General features: G+C 37.7%; 9 protein-coding genes and 1 pseudogene. 1 reads left to right on the top strand and 9 read right to left on the bottom strand.

Annotated elements, in window-relative coordinates:
• Positions 1-100: 100 nt before the first annotated feature.
• Positions 101-8,296: a glycoside hydrolase family 70 protein gene (locus HFP47_RS10865; RefSeq protein ID WP_179876000.1), complete on the bottom strand. Its 8,196-nt coding sequence runs from the start codon at positions 8,294-8,296 to the stop codon at positions 101-103.
• A gap of 208 nt (positions 8,297-8,504) precedes the next feature.
• Between HFP47_RS10865 and HFP47_RS02895 the strand changes: the two genes are divergently transcribed.
• Positions 8,505-9,332 carry a helix-turn-helix domain-containing protein gene (locus HFP47_RS02895; RefSeq protein ID WP_011679627.1) on the top strand — a complete coding sequence of 276 codons (828 nt, stop codon included), beginning with the start codon at positions 8,505-8,507 and terminating at the stop codon, positions 9,330-9,332.
• An 80-nt stretch (positions 9,333-9,412) separates the two neighbouring features.
• Here the strand turns inward: HFP47_RS02895 and HFP47_RS02890 are convergent, their stop codons facing one another.
• The 8 genes and pseudogenes from HFP47_RS02890 to HFP47_RS02855 all read right to left on the bottom strand — a co-directional run bounded on the left by HFP47_RS02890 (position 9,413) and on the right by HFP47_RS02855 (position 19,068).
• Complete coding sequence (locus HFP47_RS02890) at positions 9,413-10,117, bottom strand: L-ribulose-5-phosphate 4-epimerase (protein ID WP_096639066.1); 705 nt, start codon at positions 10,115-10,117, stop codon at positions 9,413-9,415.
• A gap of 5 nt (positions 10,118-10,122) precedes the next feature.
• A complete protein-coding gene (locus HFP47_RS02885) occupies positions 10,123-11,742 on the bottom strand; it encodes a xylulokinase (RefSeq protein ID WP_150279885.1) in 1,620 nt (539 codons plus the stop codon).
• 98 nt (positions 11,743-11,840) lie between these two features.
• Positions 11,841-13,220: a sugar porter family MFS transporter gene (locus HFP47_RS02880; RefSeq protein WP_060461353.1), complete on the bottom strand. Its 1,380-nt coding sequence runs from the start codon at positions 13,218-13,220 to the stop codon at positions 11,841-11,843.
• A gap of 11 nt (positions 13,221-13,231) precedes the next feature.
• A complete protein-coding gene (araA, locus tag HFP47_RS02875; protein WP_011679623.1) occupies positions 13,232-14,656 on the bottom strand; it encodes an L-arabinose isomerase in 1,425 nt (474 codons plus the stop codon).
• Between the two features lie 230 nt (positions 14,657-14,886).
• Positions 14,887-15,966, bottom strand: a complete 1,080-nt coding sequence (locus HFP47_RS02870; RefSeq protein WP_179875999.1) for a GntR family transcriptional regulator — start codon at positions 15,964-15,966, stop codon at positions 14,887-14,889.
• Positions 15,967-16,184: 218 nt separating this feature from the next.
• Complete coding sequence (locus tag HFP47_RS02865; RefSeq protein ID WP_010293382.1) at positions 16,185-16,514, bottom strand: AzlD domain-containing protein; 330 nt, start codon at positions 16,512-16,514, stop codon at positions 16,185-16,187.
• Position 16,515: 1 nt separating this feature from the next.
• On the bottom strand, positions 16,516-17,244 hold the full coding sequence (locus HFP47_RS02860) for an AzlC family ABC transporter permease (protein WP_011679621.1): 729 nt from the start codon (positions 17,242-17,244) through the stop codon (positions 16,516-16,518).
• Positions 17,245-17,410: 166 nt separating this feature from the next.
• Positions 17,411-19,068: pseudogene (locus HFP47_RS02855) on the bottom strand (glycoside hydrolase family 43 protein).
• Between the last annotated feature and the right edge of the window lie 36 nt (positions 19,069-19,104).

Genomic DNA, 19,104 nt, shown 5'->3' with positions numbered 1-19,104 from the left:
GTAATTTGTTAATATCAGATGAAAATAAATGAAAAAAAAGGAAGCGTGATGATTTAAAAATCACACTTCCTTTCTCAACAATATAAGAAAACCTTATTGATTAATTTGTTATAAAATCAGCATTCTTTTCTCCAATTTTGAAGTACTCACCTGTATTCCAATCTTTCAAAACATATCCCATACCGTTTCCTAATACATTAGTACCATTCATATATTTAGCTGACCATTGTTTAATGACCTCACTACTTGGCATATCTTTTCGTGTGTTTTGCGACAGTGTGTAATACGGATCCGATCCGTCATTTGAATAATTTTTAACCCAATAGTCATACGTCTTAGCTTCGAACAAATCTGGGTATTGTTGCTTCAATTCATTCAAATATTCACCACCGTATTGGGCTTGATATTTACCACCACCAACACTATTAACCGCATAGAGTTGTGTCCCAAATCCAGTTGACACATCATTGCCGTAAACACCAGCACGTGAAGCTGATACGACCTCCTGTCCAGATAAATTATAAACTTGGTTATCAACTACATCAGCCATAACCTGCATATTTGATTGGTGCAATGCTTTAATTGCAGTACGCAAATCCTTATCAGTACCGTACTTAGTTGGTGTTTCAAATCCCAAATCGTATCGGTCAGTAAATGCATAACCATTATCAATCGTTGAATCTAAGAACGTGTGGTCCCCACTTGAACGATATTGTGGTGCCATCTCAAAACTTGTGATTCCCCACTTTTCAAATAAATTAGCATTTTTAGCAATTACTACGTTAGTCAGTTCATCATTGGTGGTTGCTTTAGGTTGAAAGTTAGAAAAGCCTTCGTAAATCAAGTTCGAATCTAATGCAGCATTAGAATGCAGCACTTTGTCATCAAGATTTGCATCTGTTAATGCTGCTGTTCGGGCATCTTGATCGTCACTAGCTCCTACGGGCACCCAAACTGCTAAGTAACCTGATACTTGTGAATTAGCGAATCCTTGCACACTAGTATAATCTTGACCAGCAATCTCCTTATTTGAGAACGTCAATGTACCACGGCCATCTGTCCAGATTGTTGGTGCATCATTATCAGCATCATACGTAACAATACCATCACTAGTTGTCAACAATGCAGCTCGGTACTCTTGGTTTTTATGAGCCGCCCCCATCTCTAAAGTAACTGTATCTGAATCATTTAGTTTTAGTGAAGAATCATTACCGACCAGCACACCAACACCTTCAGTGCGTGTTTCATTCGTACCAAGGTCACTAGCTGTCATTGCGTCTTTACCAAAACGAACACTCTTCAACAAACCATGTTCATCTACATCCATAGTTTGCCCACCACTCACATAACTCTTTCTAGTGTTCATCAAGGAAACAATGGCATCATAATAAATACTTTGCTTTTCCATATACTGGCCATCATCTTGATACATATCACCGTAATAAACACGAGGAACTGTGTCCTTATTGGTCAACATCAAAGCATAGATACTAGGTAAGTTATAGATGTTATACTTTTTATTCGTTGAACGTTGATCTTGATAATAAGCTGCTAATCCTTCTTTTAATTGGTCATCGGTGAAATTCGTCCAGTCTGCACCAGTAACGTCGGTAATTGCTGCACCAACCTTTTCTTGAATCCCCTTATCATGCGCATGAATAATTGAATAATTTGGCGTTGCTTCATTTTCTGTTGCATTGTTGGCGTGATCAGCTATAATCTGGCCACCATCAATGTCTTGCAACATATTAGTCAAGGAACTATTTTCCCCTGATTGATTTGCTAGCGATAGTGTAGCTGCCTCTCTAAAGTTAGATTCAACTAAAGCATCACTCTTAATTGTAGAGGTACCAGCATCTAATCCAGCTTCCACTAGTGAAATATGCTTATTAGCGTTGTCTTCACTTGCATCAACTTTATAAGCATCGCGCATGTAATCGTAGGCTCTCTGAATGGCATCATTATCAATAAAGTCAACGGCATCAATACGAATACTGTCAAAATTGGCATCATCATCATTAGCTGTAATCGTGCCAAAGTTCATTAAATAATGTAACCAATTCAAATTTTCAGCTTGAACCGCTGGGTTAGAATTGTCGACATCATTAGCAAGCAAGAAGTCTAATGTATTACCGGATTCACGATAATCTGAGTTCGTTGTTGGGGTTAATTCACTATTACCATATTTCAGATAACCACCTTGGAACCACGCATCCCCTTGACCTTGATATTCAGAATCTTTATTCCAAATAAATTGTTGTTTCACAAATGAAGGCGTATCTTCATGAGCTTCAAACAAAAGATCTTTCAACCAATCTGTACTCTTTTCTTTCGAAATGCGTTTTTCAATAGCCACTTGAACTTTTTGCGCGGCGACATTCAAGTCATATTGATCAGATTGTAGATTAAATTGACTACTTGTATCTAGCAAACCATTTTGCTTCATAAAATTTAAATAATTAACTTGAACATCTTTATTTGGCCACCAAACTGTTATCAGTGGTCGCACGTCATTTGTTGAAGAAACTACCCACGTTTGTCCGTTTTCCAAGATATCTTTAGGGCGATACCAGGCATCGGCCGTCAAGAAACCATCTATCGTATTCTTGAAGCTAGAACTATCATTGCTATAAGCAGCACTATGTTTGGCAAATTCATTAGTAGACATCGTTGCAGTATTTGTAAACAAGTATTGCCCATTACCATTTTTATCAAAGTAGTATGTGACGCCATCAACGATAACCTGCTCATTCTTGACTTGACTACCGTCACTTGGATTGAAGTATTGTAGTTGATCATCAATCAACGCTAATCCCGTGACTTGGTTGTTTTGCTCATCAACATATGTTACTTTATCACCATCGGTCACATAATTCCCAGTAGAATAAGATTGCTGAATTTTACTGACTAGGTTACCATCTGATGATTCAAAATAATAAAGGTTGCCATCATAGTTTGCAGCACCGCCTTTTAATTGCGCACCGGTGGTTAGATCAAAATATTGCAGACGACCGTTTATATTCTGTAGGCCTTTCAAAATTTGATCATTTGCACCGCGATAAACCCATGCAGACGAATTGTCACTCAACTGGACAGTACCATAGTGTCCTGACACAACCTCAGAAACTATCTGTCCATCCCCTTGTTCCTTGGTGAAATAGTAGGTATCATTGCCAATTGTCACAAAATTACCTTTAGTCTGCACGCCAGTTGTCAAATCGAAGTAACGTAATTGACCATCATTATTTGTATATAGCCCTTTTACATTTTCACCATCGACTTGGTAATACCAATTTTGGGCCTTATCGGTTGTGTATTGTCCATTGGTGGGTAATACCGATATAGAATCTAAACCCTTTCTCTCACCACTTTCTTTATCAAAGGTATAGAGAACTCCGTCAATTGTTCGTTTGTCGCCTTTAACTTGATAACCAGTTGGATCAAAAAATAAATTTTGCTTACCAATGCGTTGCTCACCAGTTACAGCAACACCGTTGGCATCAAAGTAAGCCCATACACCACTAGCAACTTGTTCAAATCTATTTGTAATTAGCTCGCCAGAATCAGGATCATAGAAGTGCATTTCACCCGATGAATCAACATTTGCTTCACCCTTAACCTGTCGTCCGTCTGTCTTGAAGTAAAGATTCTGGCCATTAATTTTTTGGGTACCTATTACAGCATTACCTTGATTATCCAAGTACATCCATGAACCGTCTGGTAATTCACCAAAATCATTTTTTAGTTTTTCACCGCTCATACCTGTGTAATAGTTTATTGTTCCATCGTCATTAATTACTTTGTCATTTTTGACTTGTTTCCCGTTATTGTCGAAATATAATTCCTGGCCATTAATTTTTTGAGCGCCCGTAGCAGCAACACCGTCATCATCTAGATACATCCATGAACCATCTGGTAATTCTTCAAAACGACATACTACTTGTTTACCATCAGGATCAAAATAATATATCTTATCATCAATTCTTTGAATACCGGTTGATGAAACACCTTTATCATTGAGGTAAATTGTTGACCCATCATCTAGTTTAACCAATGCGTTTTTGATTTGCTTACCAGCATCATTAAAGTAGAGTGACTGGCCATCAATCTTTTGCTGTCCTGTTAAAGGATTGCCATCATTATCTAGATACATCCATGAACCGTCCGCTACCTCTGCCCATGAATTAGTAACCATATTTCCTGTGTTGCCGTCATAATAATGAGTGTTACCTTGTCCATCTGTAGCAACGTCACCTTTGACTTGCTTCCCATCTTGGTCGAAATACAAGTTTTGTCCATCAATGACCTGTGCTCCTGTCACTGGAAGACCTTTATCGTTCAAATATAGCCATGAACCATCGGATAGCTTCTTGAATGTATTTTTAAGTTGGATTCCATTACTACTGAAATATAGTTTTTGACCGTCAATAACTTGTTCTCCTGTAACGGCATCACCCTTGTCGTTCAAGTATAGCCATGAACCATTATTCGTTTCACCCCATGAGTTCACAACCATATTTCCTGTGCTGCGATCATAATAATGTATGTTTCCACTATTATCAGTAATGGCTTCACCCTTTACTTGAATACCATCTTCGTTGAAATATAGATTTTGACCGTTAATATTTTGCGGTCCTGTGACCGCTACACCGCTATCATTTAAGTATAACCATGAACCATCGCTTATTTTACCCCAGGAATTTATAACCATGTTTCCTGTCTTACCATCAAAATAGTGCACATTGCCATCAATATCCTTTATAGCTACGCCCTTAAGTTGCACACCATTTGCATCGAAATATTGTTGATTTGTTGTACCATTTTCTGTAGTAATTGTTGCTAACCCTACAGCCATATGACCATCTGCAAAGAAATAACGCCAATTGTTGTCTGATCCTTGATAATATTGATTAGAAATTTGACGACCATCACTACTGTAGTAATACTCACTAGTCCCATCAGACAAATAAGCATCTTGTAACTCTACACCATTTGGTAGGAAATAATATTTTTTACCATTAATTTCTTGACCGCCAACAACCATATAGCCATCATTATCAAAATAATACCAATTGTCATTATCTTGAATAAATGTATTCTTTGCTTGGTAGCCACTCGTAGAATAAAACTCAGTCTTGCCATTGTCCACGTTGGTAAACCCTGTACTTGTTTTTTCGCCTAACAGTTGCTTAGGTAAAAATTCACTACCACTTGAAACATTAAAGTATTGATTTGTTGACCAATCCTTGAGAACATACCATGCACCACGTCCTTGAATGTTTGAGCCATTAAAATACTTAGCTGACCATTCTGTGATTTTGACATCAGGGTTCATTGCTTCACCTGTTGAAATTTGTTTTGTTTCAAATAACTCAGGATAATCTTGTTTTAACTTATCTAAGAAAGCACCTCCATATATTGCTTGATACTCTCCGCCACCAACAGTACGAGAATCATATAGCGTATTATTAATAACTGAACTTTCATTCACCTTTCCCGAACCGTTTGTTCGACTGGCTGTCACTATTTCTTCGCCAGGCAAATTATAAATTTGGTCTGGGACCCAATCATTGATAGCCTGAATGCCTTGGGCATGCAATGCTCTTAAAGCATCTAGTAGTTGGTCAACTGTACCGTACTTTGTAGGCGTGTTATAACCAATGTCGTAGCGATCCGTGAAGGCATAGCCATTTTGAATAACTGAATCTAAGAAACTGTTATCCGTACTTGAACGATATTGAGGTGCCAATTCAAAGCTTGTTATCCCAAGACTCTTGAATAATTGTGCATTTTCGGCAATCTTGATATTGGTATACTCATCGGCCTGTGTTGGCATGGCTTGGAAGTTTGAAAAGCCTTCATATATAACTTGAGAATCCAAGGCACTATTTGAATGATAGGTATTACCATCTGTTGACGCTGTTGTACTACTTTCTGTTCTAGCATCTTGGCTATCATTTGCACCAACTGGCACCCAAGCTGCTAAATAACCAGAAACCTGAGCATCACTCACACCATAAACCACATCAGATTTAAAAATCAAACGGCCTTGGTCATCTGTATACGATACCGGTGCCTCGTCATCACTATTATAAATTTTCAAGCCATCTTTAGTACTTAACATTAATGCACGGTAAGCTTGATTTTTGTGTGCGGCCCCCATGTTAAGCACAATTTGCTCATCATTATTCAGGTTTAAATCAGTTTTGTTGCCGACAATTAATCCAATACCTTGTGTGCGCGTTTCACTTGTACCAGTGTCGGTAGCTGTCATGGCGTTTTTTCCATAGCGGACTGACGTCAAAAGGCCTTGATTATTATGAAGGTAAGTCATATTCATAGATTGACCACCTGAAACATATTTTACTCGCGATTGAAGCAATGAAGTAAGCGCATCATAATATGGTGATTTTGCAGACATATATTGTCCATCATCCGTAAACAAATCACCATAATACACACGAGGAATTGTATCTTTGTTAGTTAACATCAATGCATATGATGAGGATATATTATATGCGGTATACTCTTTATCAGCCTTTAATTCGTCAGCATTATATATTTCGAATGCTTTGGCAATTTCATCTGTTGAGACAGTCAATCCATCGGAACTAGGATTAATTTTATCTTTAATAATTTGAGCAATAACCGTTTGTACTTCACTATCATGTGCACGAATAAATGAATAGTTCGGTTGGGCTTCATTTTCTGTGGCGTCTGCTGCACGATTTACTAGGCTTGTTGAAATTGCTGGTTCCAAACCGCTACGAGCACTACTTGGCATATTCAATGAATACTTCAATGCCAAATGCATTGGAAAATCCATGGTTAATTGGTTGTTCCCCTGTGCTTTTACATACGCTGGATCATTATTGTCCCAGTCTTCTAAGATGGAAATGTGATTGTTTGCATTAGCGTCACTTTGATTTGTTCCATATGCTGCTTTAAAATAATCTCCAGCAATTTGCAACAAGTCAGCATTCACGTTATCAACAGCATCAACTCTGTAACCGTCAAAATTTGCTGTTGGATCATTTTGGGCGATGCTACCGATATTCATCATGTAATATAACCAATTCAATTGTTCAGCTTGAACAATTGGGTTAGAATTATCAACATCGTTGGCCAACAGCATCTCATAGCCACCTTGATTACCATTTGTTGTAATTTGACCTTTTTGGTTAGTTGGCGTTCGATTTAATAAACGATAATCAGAATTGGCATTTGGTGTTAAATCACTATTAACGTATAGGAGCGCACCACCTTGCAAATGATCTGTTCCTTTAGACTCACTACTAATGTTCCAATTCGATTGTGAATCAACCATTTGGTTCATATCGGCCTTAAGCCAGTCAGTACTGCCCAATAAGCCAATTTTTTCTTCAATGTTTTTTTGAACAGTCATAGCCGTATCCGTCAAACTGTTCATACTATCATTGTTTGATAATGCAACGTCATCTGATAATAATCCCGCAGATTGCATATATTTTAAGTATGAAACTTGGGTATCTTTATCTGGCCACCAAGACATTAACAATGGTCGAAAATCGTTTGCTGTTGCAGCCGTCCAAGTTGTACCATTTTTTAATATATCTTTAGGTCGGTACCAACTGTTAGCCGTTAGATAGCCATCAACTTGTGTAAAACTATCCGAAGACAATGAATAAGCCGCATTATGCTCATTTCCTATATTGACTAAACCATCGGTATATTGACTACTATTTGATGTCAAAGCACCAGTATCTTTGTCGAAATATAATACTTGACCGTCAACAATGGCTGTAAAATTCTTCTTAGGCTGACCATCATCACCAATGAAATAAGTTTTACCATCAATTTGTTTAATACTTTTTGATTTTTCTGACGTTGTGGCTGTTGTGTCGGCCACTTTATCTGTTGTAGCTGTTGTGTCCGCTACTTTATTCGTTGCAGCCGTTGCGTCCGCTACTTGATCCGTTGCAGCCGTCGTGTCCGCTACTTTGTCCGTTGCAGCTACTGTGTCCGCTGCTTTATCCGTTGCAGCTGCTGTGTCGGTTACTTTATCCGTTGTAGCCGCTGTATCGGCTGCTTTATCTGTTGTAGCTGTTGTGTCCGCTGCTTTATCCGTTGCAGCTGTTGTGTCCGCTACTTTATCTGTTGCTTGTGACACCGTAACACCAGTGTTGTTAGTGCTATCAGCGCTTACGTTAGTTGTGGAAACGCCAAATATCACAGCAGAAAAAATACCGGCTGTCACTAACAGTTTCCCAGATTTATACAATTTTTTACGATCGCATATTATTCTTTTGTCTCTCATGAAATTTTCCCTCACTTCATATTCTTACCGTAAAGTACTCATAAAGATGTCAAACCTTTACCATTTCATTCTATAAGCCTTCTGCTTCTCTTTTGTAATTTATGCATAATAGCATATTCAATATTGAATAAAGTAAAAAAACTAGCACATACCGTGCTAGTTTTTAGTTACTAAATTTTATATAGCAACGGGATGGGGATTTGTAATTATGAGAGAATTTAAGAGCAACATTATCAAAGAAAAGAGAAAATTGAGAAATATGTCTCAAGCGCAACTGGGCGATATTGTTGGTTCTCAGGCCATGGTTTCCAGAATAGAAAATGGGCAAATTTTGCCAAATGCTCAAACCATATTTATTCTTTGTAACAAACTTGAGATTACCGTTGAGGAATACTTCTATAGTATATTTGGTCCGGATCAAAATACGACAACTTTTAGAAATAACCTAGATAAGCTATACATGCAGGGAAGCATTGATGAATTACGTAAAATATTTTCACACTATAAGCATCATAAATCATTAGATATAGAAACAAAGCATCGTATGCTAATGGTACAATCAACTATTTATCATCTTTTCTTTCAATCAGCAGATGAAATTGATCAAAATATACTTTTTTCATATTTTGATAAAATTATTAATTGGCGTCTCTACGATATTTATCTGTTTGAATCTACTATTAATATGCTTCCTGTTAAGAAAACGAAATCGTATTTCTTAGACATTTTGTCACAATACAACAGCGAATCCAATGTTATGTGCTACCCTGATATAATTACTAATACGATAATTAAATATTTGGAAACTAGTATCATGCAGAAGGAAAATAATATTACTACTTTTTTACTTAATAAATTGGAAATGGAAAAAATATCACTCAACACCAATCAACAATTATGGAAATTATTTCTAACCGGAATTTACTATAATAATGAAAAGAAAATAAAAGAAGCCTATAATATTACAGAATATCTAAACGATGTTAATACCACTCAGTTATTTGATCGAATACTGTCCTACTACACTAAAAAATAACACGATTAACATGTAAAAAGAGCTCTTGAAAAATCAAGGACTCTTTTTTATTAACTTTAACTATCTTAATAAATTATATTTCAATGAGTATTTTGTCCGTAATATGCGTTTACACCGTGTTTTCTATAGTAATGACGGTCTAACAAATATTGTGGTACGTGAATATCTTGCGAAGGATTAAGGCTCATAGTATGATAATCAATTTCAGCTACAACATCCAAAACTATAGCATTATGAACCGCATCCATAGCATCTTTCCCCCATGTAAATGGTCCATGATCATTCGTCAAAACACCCGGAACTGCTATGGGATCAATATCTTCACTTTCAAACGCGCGTACAATTGATTTCCCAGTATTTAGTTCGTACTCACTATCTACTTCATTTTTAGTCAAACGCCGAGCGACTGGAACATCCCCATAAAATGTGTCCGCATGGGTTGTTCCAGCAGCAGGAACTGGTATTCCTGCTTGAGCAAAGGCAACAGCCCATTTTGAATGGGTGTGAACGATTCCACCCAAATCAGTCCAATGTCGGTACAAAAATGCATGGGTTGGGGTATCTGTAGAAGGATTCAAATTTCCTTCCACAACATGCCCATCTAAACTAACAACCACCATGTCTTCAGGCTTGAGGTCATTATAATCAACACCACTAGGCTTAATTACAAAAACCCCTTTCTCGCGATCAACTTGGGAAACATTTCCCCAAGTTAAGGTCACTAAATTATTAGCTGGCAAAGCCATGTTAGCTTCGTAAACTTCTTTTTTCAAATCTTCTAACATAACGTTTACTCCTTCTCTTTTTTTGATGGCAATGTTTTAATCGCTGTCAATTCAATATCTAGCCCTGCGACATATCGCTCCATAAACTGTTCAAATCCTTGAACATCTTCAGGTTCAGGAGATAAGGTTTCGTATTTTTCATTGATAAACACATTATTATCCAAAAAATCATCCAAAGTTTGAGTTGTTTTTTTATTTATCGTGTACAAAGACAACACGGCCATTCCCCATGGGCCACCTTCACCTGCTGTTTTCATTACGGTAATATCGGTATTTAGTGCTGCGGCTAATAATTTTTGTGCCACAATGGGCGTTTTGAAGACACCTCCTTGCGCCACGATATTGTCTGTCAAAACTTTTTCGTCAGATAGAATACGCATACCGATTTTAATAGCACCAAATGCTGTGAAAAAATGAAATCTCATCAAATTACCAATAGTAAATTCAGAATCTGGCTGTCGCACTAATAATGGCCGTCCTTCTGGGACCGCGGTAATATTCTCACCAGAATAATAACCGTAACCAGACAGACCACCAGCATCTGGTTCTGCTTCCGTCAATGCGGTATTAAAAAGTGCTTGGTATAATTCACTGGTAGAAATAGTACTGCCAATCATCTTAGAAAATTGCGAAAATAGTTTGACCCACGCACTCAAATCAGATGCTGAGTTATTGGCATGAACCATTGCTACTGGCGAGCCGGTAGGCGTTGTCACTATATCAATATTTGTATAAACGTGCTGTAAACTTTTTTCTAGTACAATCATAGAAAAAATTGATGTACCTACTGAAATATTTCCAGAACGTTTTTTAACACTGTTAGTTGACACCATACCCGTTCCTGCATCTCCTTCCGGAGGTGCAATAGTTGCTCCTGCTGATAAATTGCCACTAGGGTCAAGTAACCTCGCCCCTTTCTCTGTTAAGTACCCACCAACCTCACCAGCTGTTAATGGCTTTGGTAGTAAGTCTTGAATGTGCCAATTATATTGTTGGACAGACTTCAAAGAATCAAACTGGCTCAGCATGCGCTGACTGTAGCTCCCAGTTTTCTCATCAATTGGGAACATTCCAGAAGCGTCCCCGATACCTATAACTTTTTGATCAGTTAATTGCCAATGAACGTAGCCTGCCAAGGTTGTTAAAAATTCAATGTTTTTGACATGGGTTTCTTGGTTCAAAATAGCTTGATAAAGATGGGCAACACTCCAACGTTGTGGAATATTAAATTCAAATAATTTTGTCAATTCTAGCGATGCCTCTTCAGTGATGGCATTACGCCATGTACGAAAAGGAACCAATAATTCATTGTTTTTATCAAATGCTAGATAACCATGCATCATCGCTGAAAATCCCATGGTTTTGATTTTTTTTATCTCAACATTGTAATCGACAAATACTTTCTTTCTAAGATTGCTATAAGCTGTTTGCAATCCCAGCCAAATATCATCTATCGCATATGTCCACAGCCCATCTTGCAAACTGTTATCCCATTCATAGCTACCTGAAGCAATTGTTTTGAAATCTTCAGTTGTTAAGATTGCCTTTACCGTTGTCGAACCAAATTCAACACCAAGTGCAACTTCACCATTTTTAATCGCTTGTTTTATTTTTTCATCTGCCATAAATATGCTCTCCTTTATGGAAAAACGCCAACCAGTACAAGATGCCCGCTCTGCGATTTCCCTATTTCAACTGAACCAGTTTATCTATCGAATACTCTTTAATGGTTTGTTCCTTGCGCTTCTATTTCTTCAAGCGTTCTGCCATGAGTTTCGGGTACGGCAAACTTAATAAATAAGACGGCGATGATTGAAATTACACCAAAGATAGCAAATACCGTTGCTTGCGGCATGGCAGCCGTCATGATAGGAAATAATAACCCTACAGCAAAGGAACCAAGCCAATTAAATGACGATGCCAATCCACTAGCACGACCGCGAATTGCTAGCGGAAATACCTCACCAACTAATACCCAGGTGAGTGGTGCCCAAGTGAATGAATAGAAAGCAACAAATATTGACAGAAATACCACTATCAGCATAGGTGGAAACTTGTCTGCACCCACCAATGCATTGAGTGCTGATGGCATTAAGAATGACAATGCCATTACGGTTCCACCGACCATCAGTAGCGTACGCCGTTTGAACTTGTCTGCTATTACCATATACAACAACGCGCCTAGGACAAGTATCACACCTTGTACGATTGGCCATAGTAATGCGCTTGACGCAGCTTGTCCACTTGCTTTTTCAACAATCAACGGAATGTAATAAAATATTGCGTTGGCACCCATAAACTGTTGGAAAGCTGCCACACCAATACCCGCGGTGACTAAATATCGATACTTACTGGAAAATAATGTACTTAAAGTAATATTTTTTTGCGCACCGGACTCAATTGCTACAGTATTTTGTATGTCTTCTAGCTCTGGATCCACTTCACTGGCAGTACGAATATAAGTTAACACTTGTCGTGCTTCGGCTAATTTGTGCGTTTTCACTAAAAATCGTGGTGACTCAGGTAAACGAAGAACACCAAAGAAAAGTATGATTGCCGGCACAGCTGCTAATCCAAGCATTAATCGCCAAGCAATCGTATGCGGCAAGCCTTGTAGCAAATAGTCAACGATATATGATAAAAGCATTCCAGAAACAATCATCAGCTGATTCAACCCGGATAACCGACCTCTATTTTTGGCAGGTGCCATTTCGGACATATATGAAGGTACTAATGCCGAAGCTGCACCAACTGCTAAGCCCAAGAGGAAGCGAGCAATTAATAACCACACCACACCATTATTTGGAGAAACACCAGCCATAATTGCACCAACTGCAAAGATAAATGATGAAGCCAGTATCATTCGACGACGACCTAATCTATCTGACAGTTGTCCAGCTAATGCGCCGCCAAGAATTGCTCCTAACATAAGGGTTGAAGTGATCCAACCGATAGTTCCTGCATCTGTTAGATGCCAGTCTTTTTGTAAAAATGGTAAAGCGCCAGTCATAACGCCAATATCGTAACCAAATAAAATGCCGCCAAATGCACCAAAGAAATATATAAATGAACTGGCGATTCTTTTTGTAGATCCATTTTCCATGATTATGCCCTTTACTTAATATCTACATATGTGACACCGAATAAGTTGGCCAAATCTGTCAGCTGTTCAGAATCAACAGAGAAACTCAATGTTGTGTGATGTCCGCCACCCACTGTTAACCAACCTTCTGCACCCGCTTTCAAACCAGCCTTTGGTGTCCATAATTGCTTAGCAACTGGTAGATATGGTGTTTCAGCTTCTGGTTTATTTCCTGTGACATCATAGCTAATTAGCTTAAACTCATCACCAAAATCAGAAATTGTCACATCAACAGCATCACCAGTACGTCCACTAAAGACCAAACGAGCGGGATCTTCTTTACCACCAATTCCAAGAGGATGCACCTCAACACGTGGTTTATCTGATGCTATCGTTGGATCCACTTCGAGCATATGTGATCCGAGAATTGCTTCGTGACCTTGTCTCAAATCCAAAGTGTAGTCTTCCATAAATGCTGTCGCTTGATTATGTGACACAATTTTTAACAAACGTGTTAAGGCTGCCGTCTTCCAGTCCCCTTCACCGGCAAATCCAAATCCATCTGCCATCAAAAGCTGTGCTGCCAAACCAGGCAATTGTTCAAGGCCAACTAAGTCTTCAAAATTAGTGGTGAAAGCCGAATAACCTTTATCAGTCAAAAATCTCTTGATACCAAGGTATTCGCGTAATTGATATTTCACATTATGTTCATATTTTTCAGAATCATTTTGCCCAGCAACAAAGTCATACTTATCTTGAAGTTCGATATATAGATTATCAATATCAGCATCATCAATTGCGTTAACATACGTCACTAAGTCGCCAACACCCCAATAGTCAACCGTCCAGCCAAATTTAATTTGCGCTTCGATTTTGTCACCATCAGTTACCGCAACATTACGCATCTTATCAGCAAAAGTAACTACTTTAATTTTGAAACTTTCTTCGTAAGCAACCGCAACATCCATCCACTTGCCGATTTGTACTTGAACGGCTTCATCAGCCCAGTGTCCAAAGACAATTTTATTATTCAATCGAAGCCTAGCATTGATAAATGCATATTCACGGTCACCATGTGCTGACTGATTTAAGTTCATATAATCAAAATCAATTGAATCGTATGGAATATTGTTCAACATTTGGGTTGCCAAATGGAGCAATGGTTTGTTGAGCAATTGCGTGCCACGAATCCAGTTTTTAGCTGGTGAAAATGTATGTGCCCATGTGATAACACCAGCAACAGAGTCATCATAATTTGCTTCTTTCATTGCTTCAGTAATGTTTTCAGCTGTCACACCAACAGTTTTAAATTCAATTGGATAAGGTAAATTACCTGATTCATTTAACTTTTCAATAATTTTTTTTGAATCTTCTTCAACTTGTTTCAGTACTTCAGGACCGTACAGAAATTGAGATCCTGTCACAAACCAAAACTTGTAATCTTTTATATCAGCCATTTTTCATCCTCTGTATTTGTACTTGTAGCGACATTAGTTATTTTGAAGCGACTCGGAATCGAACAATACTATCTAGAATAATCATTTTTTGGAAACGCTTACAAACAAACTATAAAACATTTGTCCGTATAAGTCAAATAAATATATTTTTATACGATAACTTATTTTTAAAAACACAAAAAAGCTAACTAGAAGATAGATTCTAGTTAGCTTTATTTTAGCCGTTTAATTTAACTAATATCACTTACTGATTCTCTTTCAATCAATTGAGAATGATAGACAATCGACTCAACCTTATGATGTTTGATTTTCTGTAACAGCAACCTTGCTGCATCTTGTCCCATTTTCTCTTTAGCATGTGACACCGTTGTCAACCTAGGAGACAAATATTGTGATAATTGGAAATCATCAAAACCAATCACGGAGATATCTTGTGGTACTTTAAGCCCCACCTCATGAATCAAATCGACAATGCGTATCGCTAATTGATCATTATACGCGATGACGGCTGTGGGCCTCTGATCTGGATTTTTCACCAACAATTCACGCATATTTTGAAGTGCTTCATTCACTTCATCAGATTTATACATGATCGAGGAACTCTCTGGTAAGATATTCGGATGGTTCTGATACGACTGAAGAAAGCCATTCAAACGATGAATACCTTGAACATCAGAAACTTGAAATACACCTGTGATTCTTTTATGTCCGCGTTTAATCAAATTTTCCGTTACCTGATAGATTGCATTTTTATCATCACTGACCAACGTTGTACCTTCAAAATTATTGTATGATGCATTAATGAAAACCATCGGAATATTTAGTTGCGCAATTTTTTGATACAAATCAATATTAGGTGTATCGATGGCGCTTTGAGTTGGTTCAATGATTAATCCACCCAAATTTTGGCTCATCAAATTTGTTAATGCTGTGCGTTCACGTTTTGGGTCGTTATGGGTGTTAGCCAAAATAAGCGAAAATCCATTTTCAGATAGCACTTGATCAGCACCATCAATAATTGCTGGAAAAATATAAGATGCCACATGAGTAGATAAGATACCAATTACTTTGGGAATTTCCTCATATTTTTTTGCAGCCGACCAATCAGCCACAAACGAACCGCCACCTTGCACACGATAAACATACTTTTCATTTTCTAAATCAGAAATAGCACGTCGTACGGTATAACGGCTGACAGAAAATGCTGTCATCATTTCGCTCTCTGTTGGCAGCTGTTGATTTTTATCGTATTCTCCGCTCAATATTTTTTCTAAAATGTCTTTTTTAACAATTTCATATTTATTTGCCATATTTAATAAAAATGCGCTATGAAAATTTTATAATCAGCGCTCAGTTTCCTTTTTGGTATGCTTATTTTAATTCTCATATTTTTATTGTGTACTTTCAGTGTTTGCGTGTCTAGAAAGTAGTCCATAATAAAATTGATCTATATATAGAGTTTATCACACCGGCACTAGTAGTAGTATTAACTCAGCCAAAATCCACTTAAATTGATATGGAATTTTACTTATAGATTAAAGTATCTCATCAAAGCCATTACTAGCACGCTCAATAAAACTACAGCCATCAGAGAACGCCTAAAATAACCAATAATTAAACCGGGCAACAATGCTACTAAAGCAGTAAAGTTCACTGTCGCCAGATGCCCGTACCCATGAACAACAAATATATTTTGAAACATAAGTGTTGTCATCATTGCTAACGGTAAATACCTTAAAAATGTCGTCATCCAATCTGGAAAATTAATATACTTAGCCATAAAAAAAGGTATTACTCTAGGAATAAGTGTCACAATAATACTACCTAGAAGGACGATATAAAATTTCGTATCACTCATATCACTTACCCTCACTTCTATTTACCAAAACGGCGTAAAAACTTCCCAAAACAGAGGCTATCAATACAGACACAACTGCGCTAAAGAAATACATAAGTATATATAACAAAGCCGTAGAAACAATTATAATTGACAGCACCTTAAACTTGCTTTCCTTCGGATTTTGGAACATAGAAATGCTTGTCAGCAACCAAAGTCCGGCAAACATTCCCGTTAAAGCAAAATCCAAGCCGAATGCTGCAGGATCAGTAATGTTTTTGCCAACTACTGCAAAAATAACACAAGCTAGCCACCACGTTGCCCACGAAGCAATATTTAAGCCATGCATCCACATCACTGATCTTTCCTTGCCAGCAGCAATATTCACAGATAGTATGCCAAATGATTCGTCAGTTACTAAACTACCCATAAGCAAACTAGATACTGTAGATTGCCGTGGAAAAACTTGTGTAACCGTTAATGATTGTAAAAACATGCGAAAGTTAACCAAAAAAACCATCATGACAATACTGCTAATAGAAGCATTGGCAGCCAGCATACTAACAACAATAAACTGTCCAGAACCAGCATAAAAAATCGCTGACAGCAAAAAGACTTGCCAAATAGTAAAGTGTTCTGAGCCAGCTATTGTTCCAAATGCTGCGCCAATACTAATATAACCTAGCATGGTTGGCAGGGAAGCCTTTACGCCACTCCAAAAATCATTCAATTGTTGTTGTGATAACGACATAGATTATTCTCAATTCCTAAAATTTTAGTCGGTTGAAGCGATATAAATATCCTATCACATCTGTTTTTGAATGTTAAGAGGTTTATTAGCAAATAATTAGATAACACCTTATAAAAATTCCAACACACTTAGTATGTTGGAATTTATTATTAAAACAAATAATACATCAAAGACTCGTCACTTTATAGAACGAAAAGTCGCCGTAACCATCATGCTGATGTGCATCAGTGACCGCTATGAAGTTGAAGAGCCCCGTGAAACCTCCAATTTCACCTTTTTCCCCATTAACCCCTTCATCAGATAAATAATTAACATCAACATTTTTTAGTAATATCAGCCATTCATCGTCGGCAGACATTCTATAAAACACTGTCGCTTCACCAAAATTATAGACAAATTTTATTTGAACGTGTCCATTTGAAATAGGCACCTTAACATACTGATAAATTTTTTTCTCACCCAACTTTGCTTGTGTTAAACCTAATGCTATCGCGTTTAATGGTTCTGACCAGTATAAATTTGCATACAACCAATTATTAGCATCATAATATAGCCCTGCTCCAGCTGATTCAGAATAATGATCTGGATGAATTTCCACTTCAGTTTCTAGAGAATAAGTGAACGATGTAGCTCGTGTAGCTAAAATACTTGGATTCATTTGTGAGAAAAGTGACTCGCCGCCATAAATTCTTAAGTAATTTGTATTTCCCAAATGATTGACCCATGTTTTGTTCTGAAAACGATACGGGGATAAAAATCGCTCGTCATAATGAGGCTCATTAAAGTACTCCGTGATATCTTCAGAATACTTTATTGTCGCTTCTTCTTGTTGTGGGCCATCGATATTTTCCTTAGCAAAATTTGTGCCGTCAGCCATTTGTAACCAACCGTCTGCCGTCCAATTTACTTTCTGGATACCAGTTTCTCGTCCTAATGGATTTAATGTCGTACCAGGTAATGGGCGTGACATCAAATGGGCAACGTACCACTCACCATTGGGTGTCTCCACCAAAGAACCGTGGCCCGACTTTTGTATATTAGAATTTGGATTATACATCTCAAATTGCCCAGCATCAGGATCTCCTAGGGAAAAAAGGTGTTCCGGTGAGGAAGTAATAATTGGTTCGCCACTAGGATGTGATTCATAAGGTCCAAATATGTCTTTTGATCGGCCAATTTCGACACCGTGGGCATATCCTGTACCCCAGCTGCAATCATAAGATAATAGTAACCATTTCTTTTGTAAATTATTGGTGCTTCAGCAGCACCCCTTGAAGTAAATCCGGTAGTCACTCGATGCCACGAACCAACAATTTTCTGCTTTTCAAAGTTGAATTCAGCTATGACAATATGACCTGGCGCTTGATAATTTGGCCTTGACTCCCATTCTAAGATAGCAATATATTTCTTGCCATCATCGTCATGAAAAATAGATGGATCAAAGCCTATTGATGTGAGGTAAATTGGCTCTGACCAAGGGCCGTGAATACTTTCCGACCAAAGCGCATACGAATCGGCATTAAATTCTCGACCCGCCATGTTTAACATGTGCGAATAAGCAATCCAATAACGTTTTTTGTGTGCATCATAGGATAGATGTGGCGCCCAAATTCCTGCTGGTGTGTTTGTTCCCTTCAAAGAGATCTCTTCTTTTTTCAAAACATGATCAATTAATTGCCAATTTTTTAAGTCAGTTGATTCAAATAGCTGAATTGCAGGTGTCCAATGAAAGGTTGAAGTAGCAATATAATATTTATTTTCTACCCTAATGATGGATGGATCAGGTGCCATTCCAGAAATAATCGGGTTTTTTATTTTTAACATATGATCACTCTCTTTCAATTAATCGCCTCAGTATGT

The sequence above is a fragment of the Leuconostoc sp. DB-1 genome (assembly GCF_013414845.1).
GTDB classification, from domain to species: Bacteria; Bacillota; Bacilli; order Lactobacillales; family Lactobacillaceae; genus Leuconostoc; species Leuconostoc mesenteroides.
The sequence above is the reverse complement of the archived record's forward strand: the minus strand, read 5'-3'. Positions and strand labels throughout refer to the sequence as shown.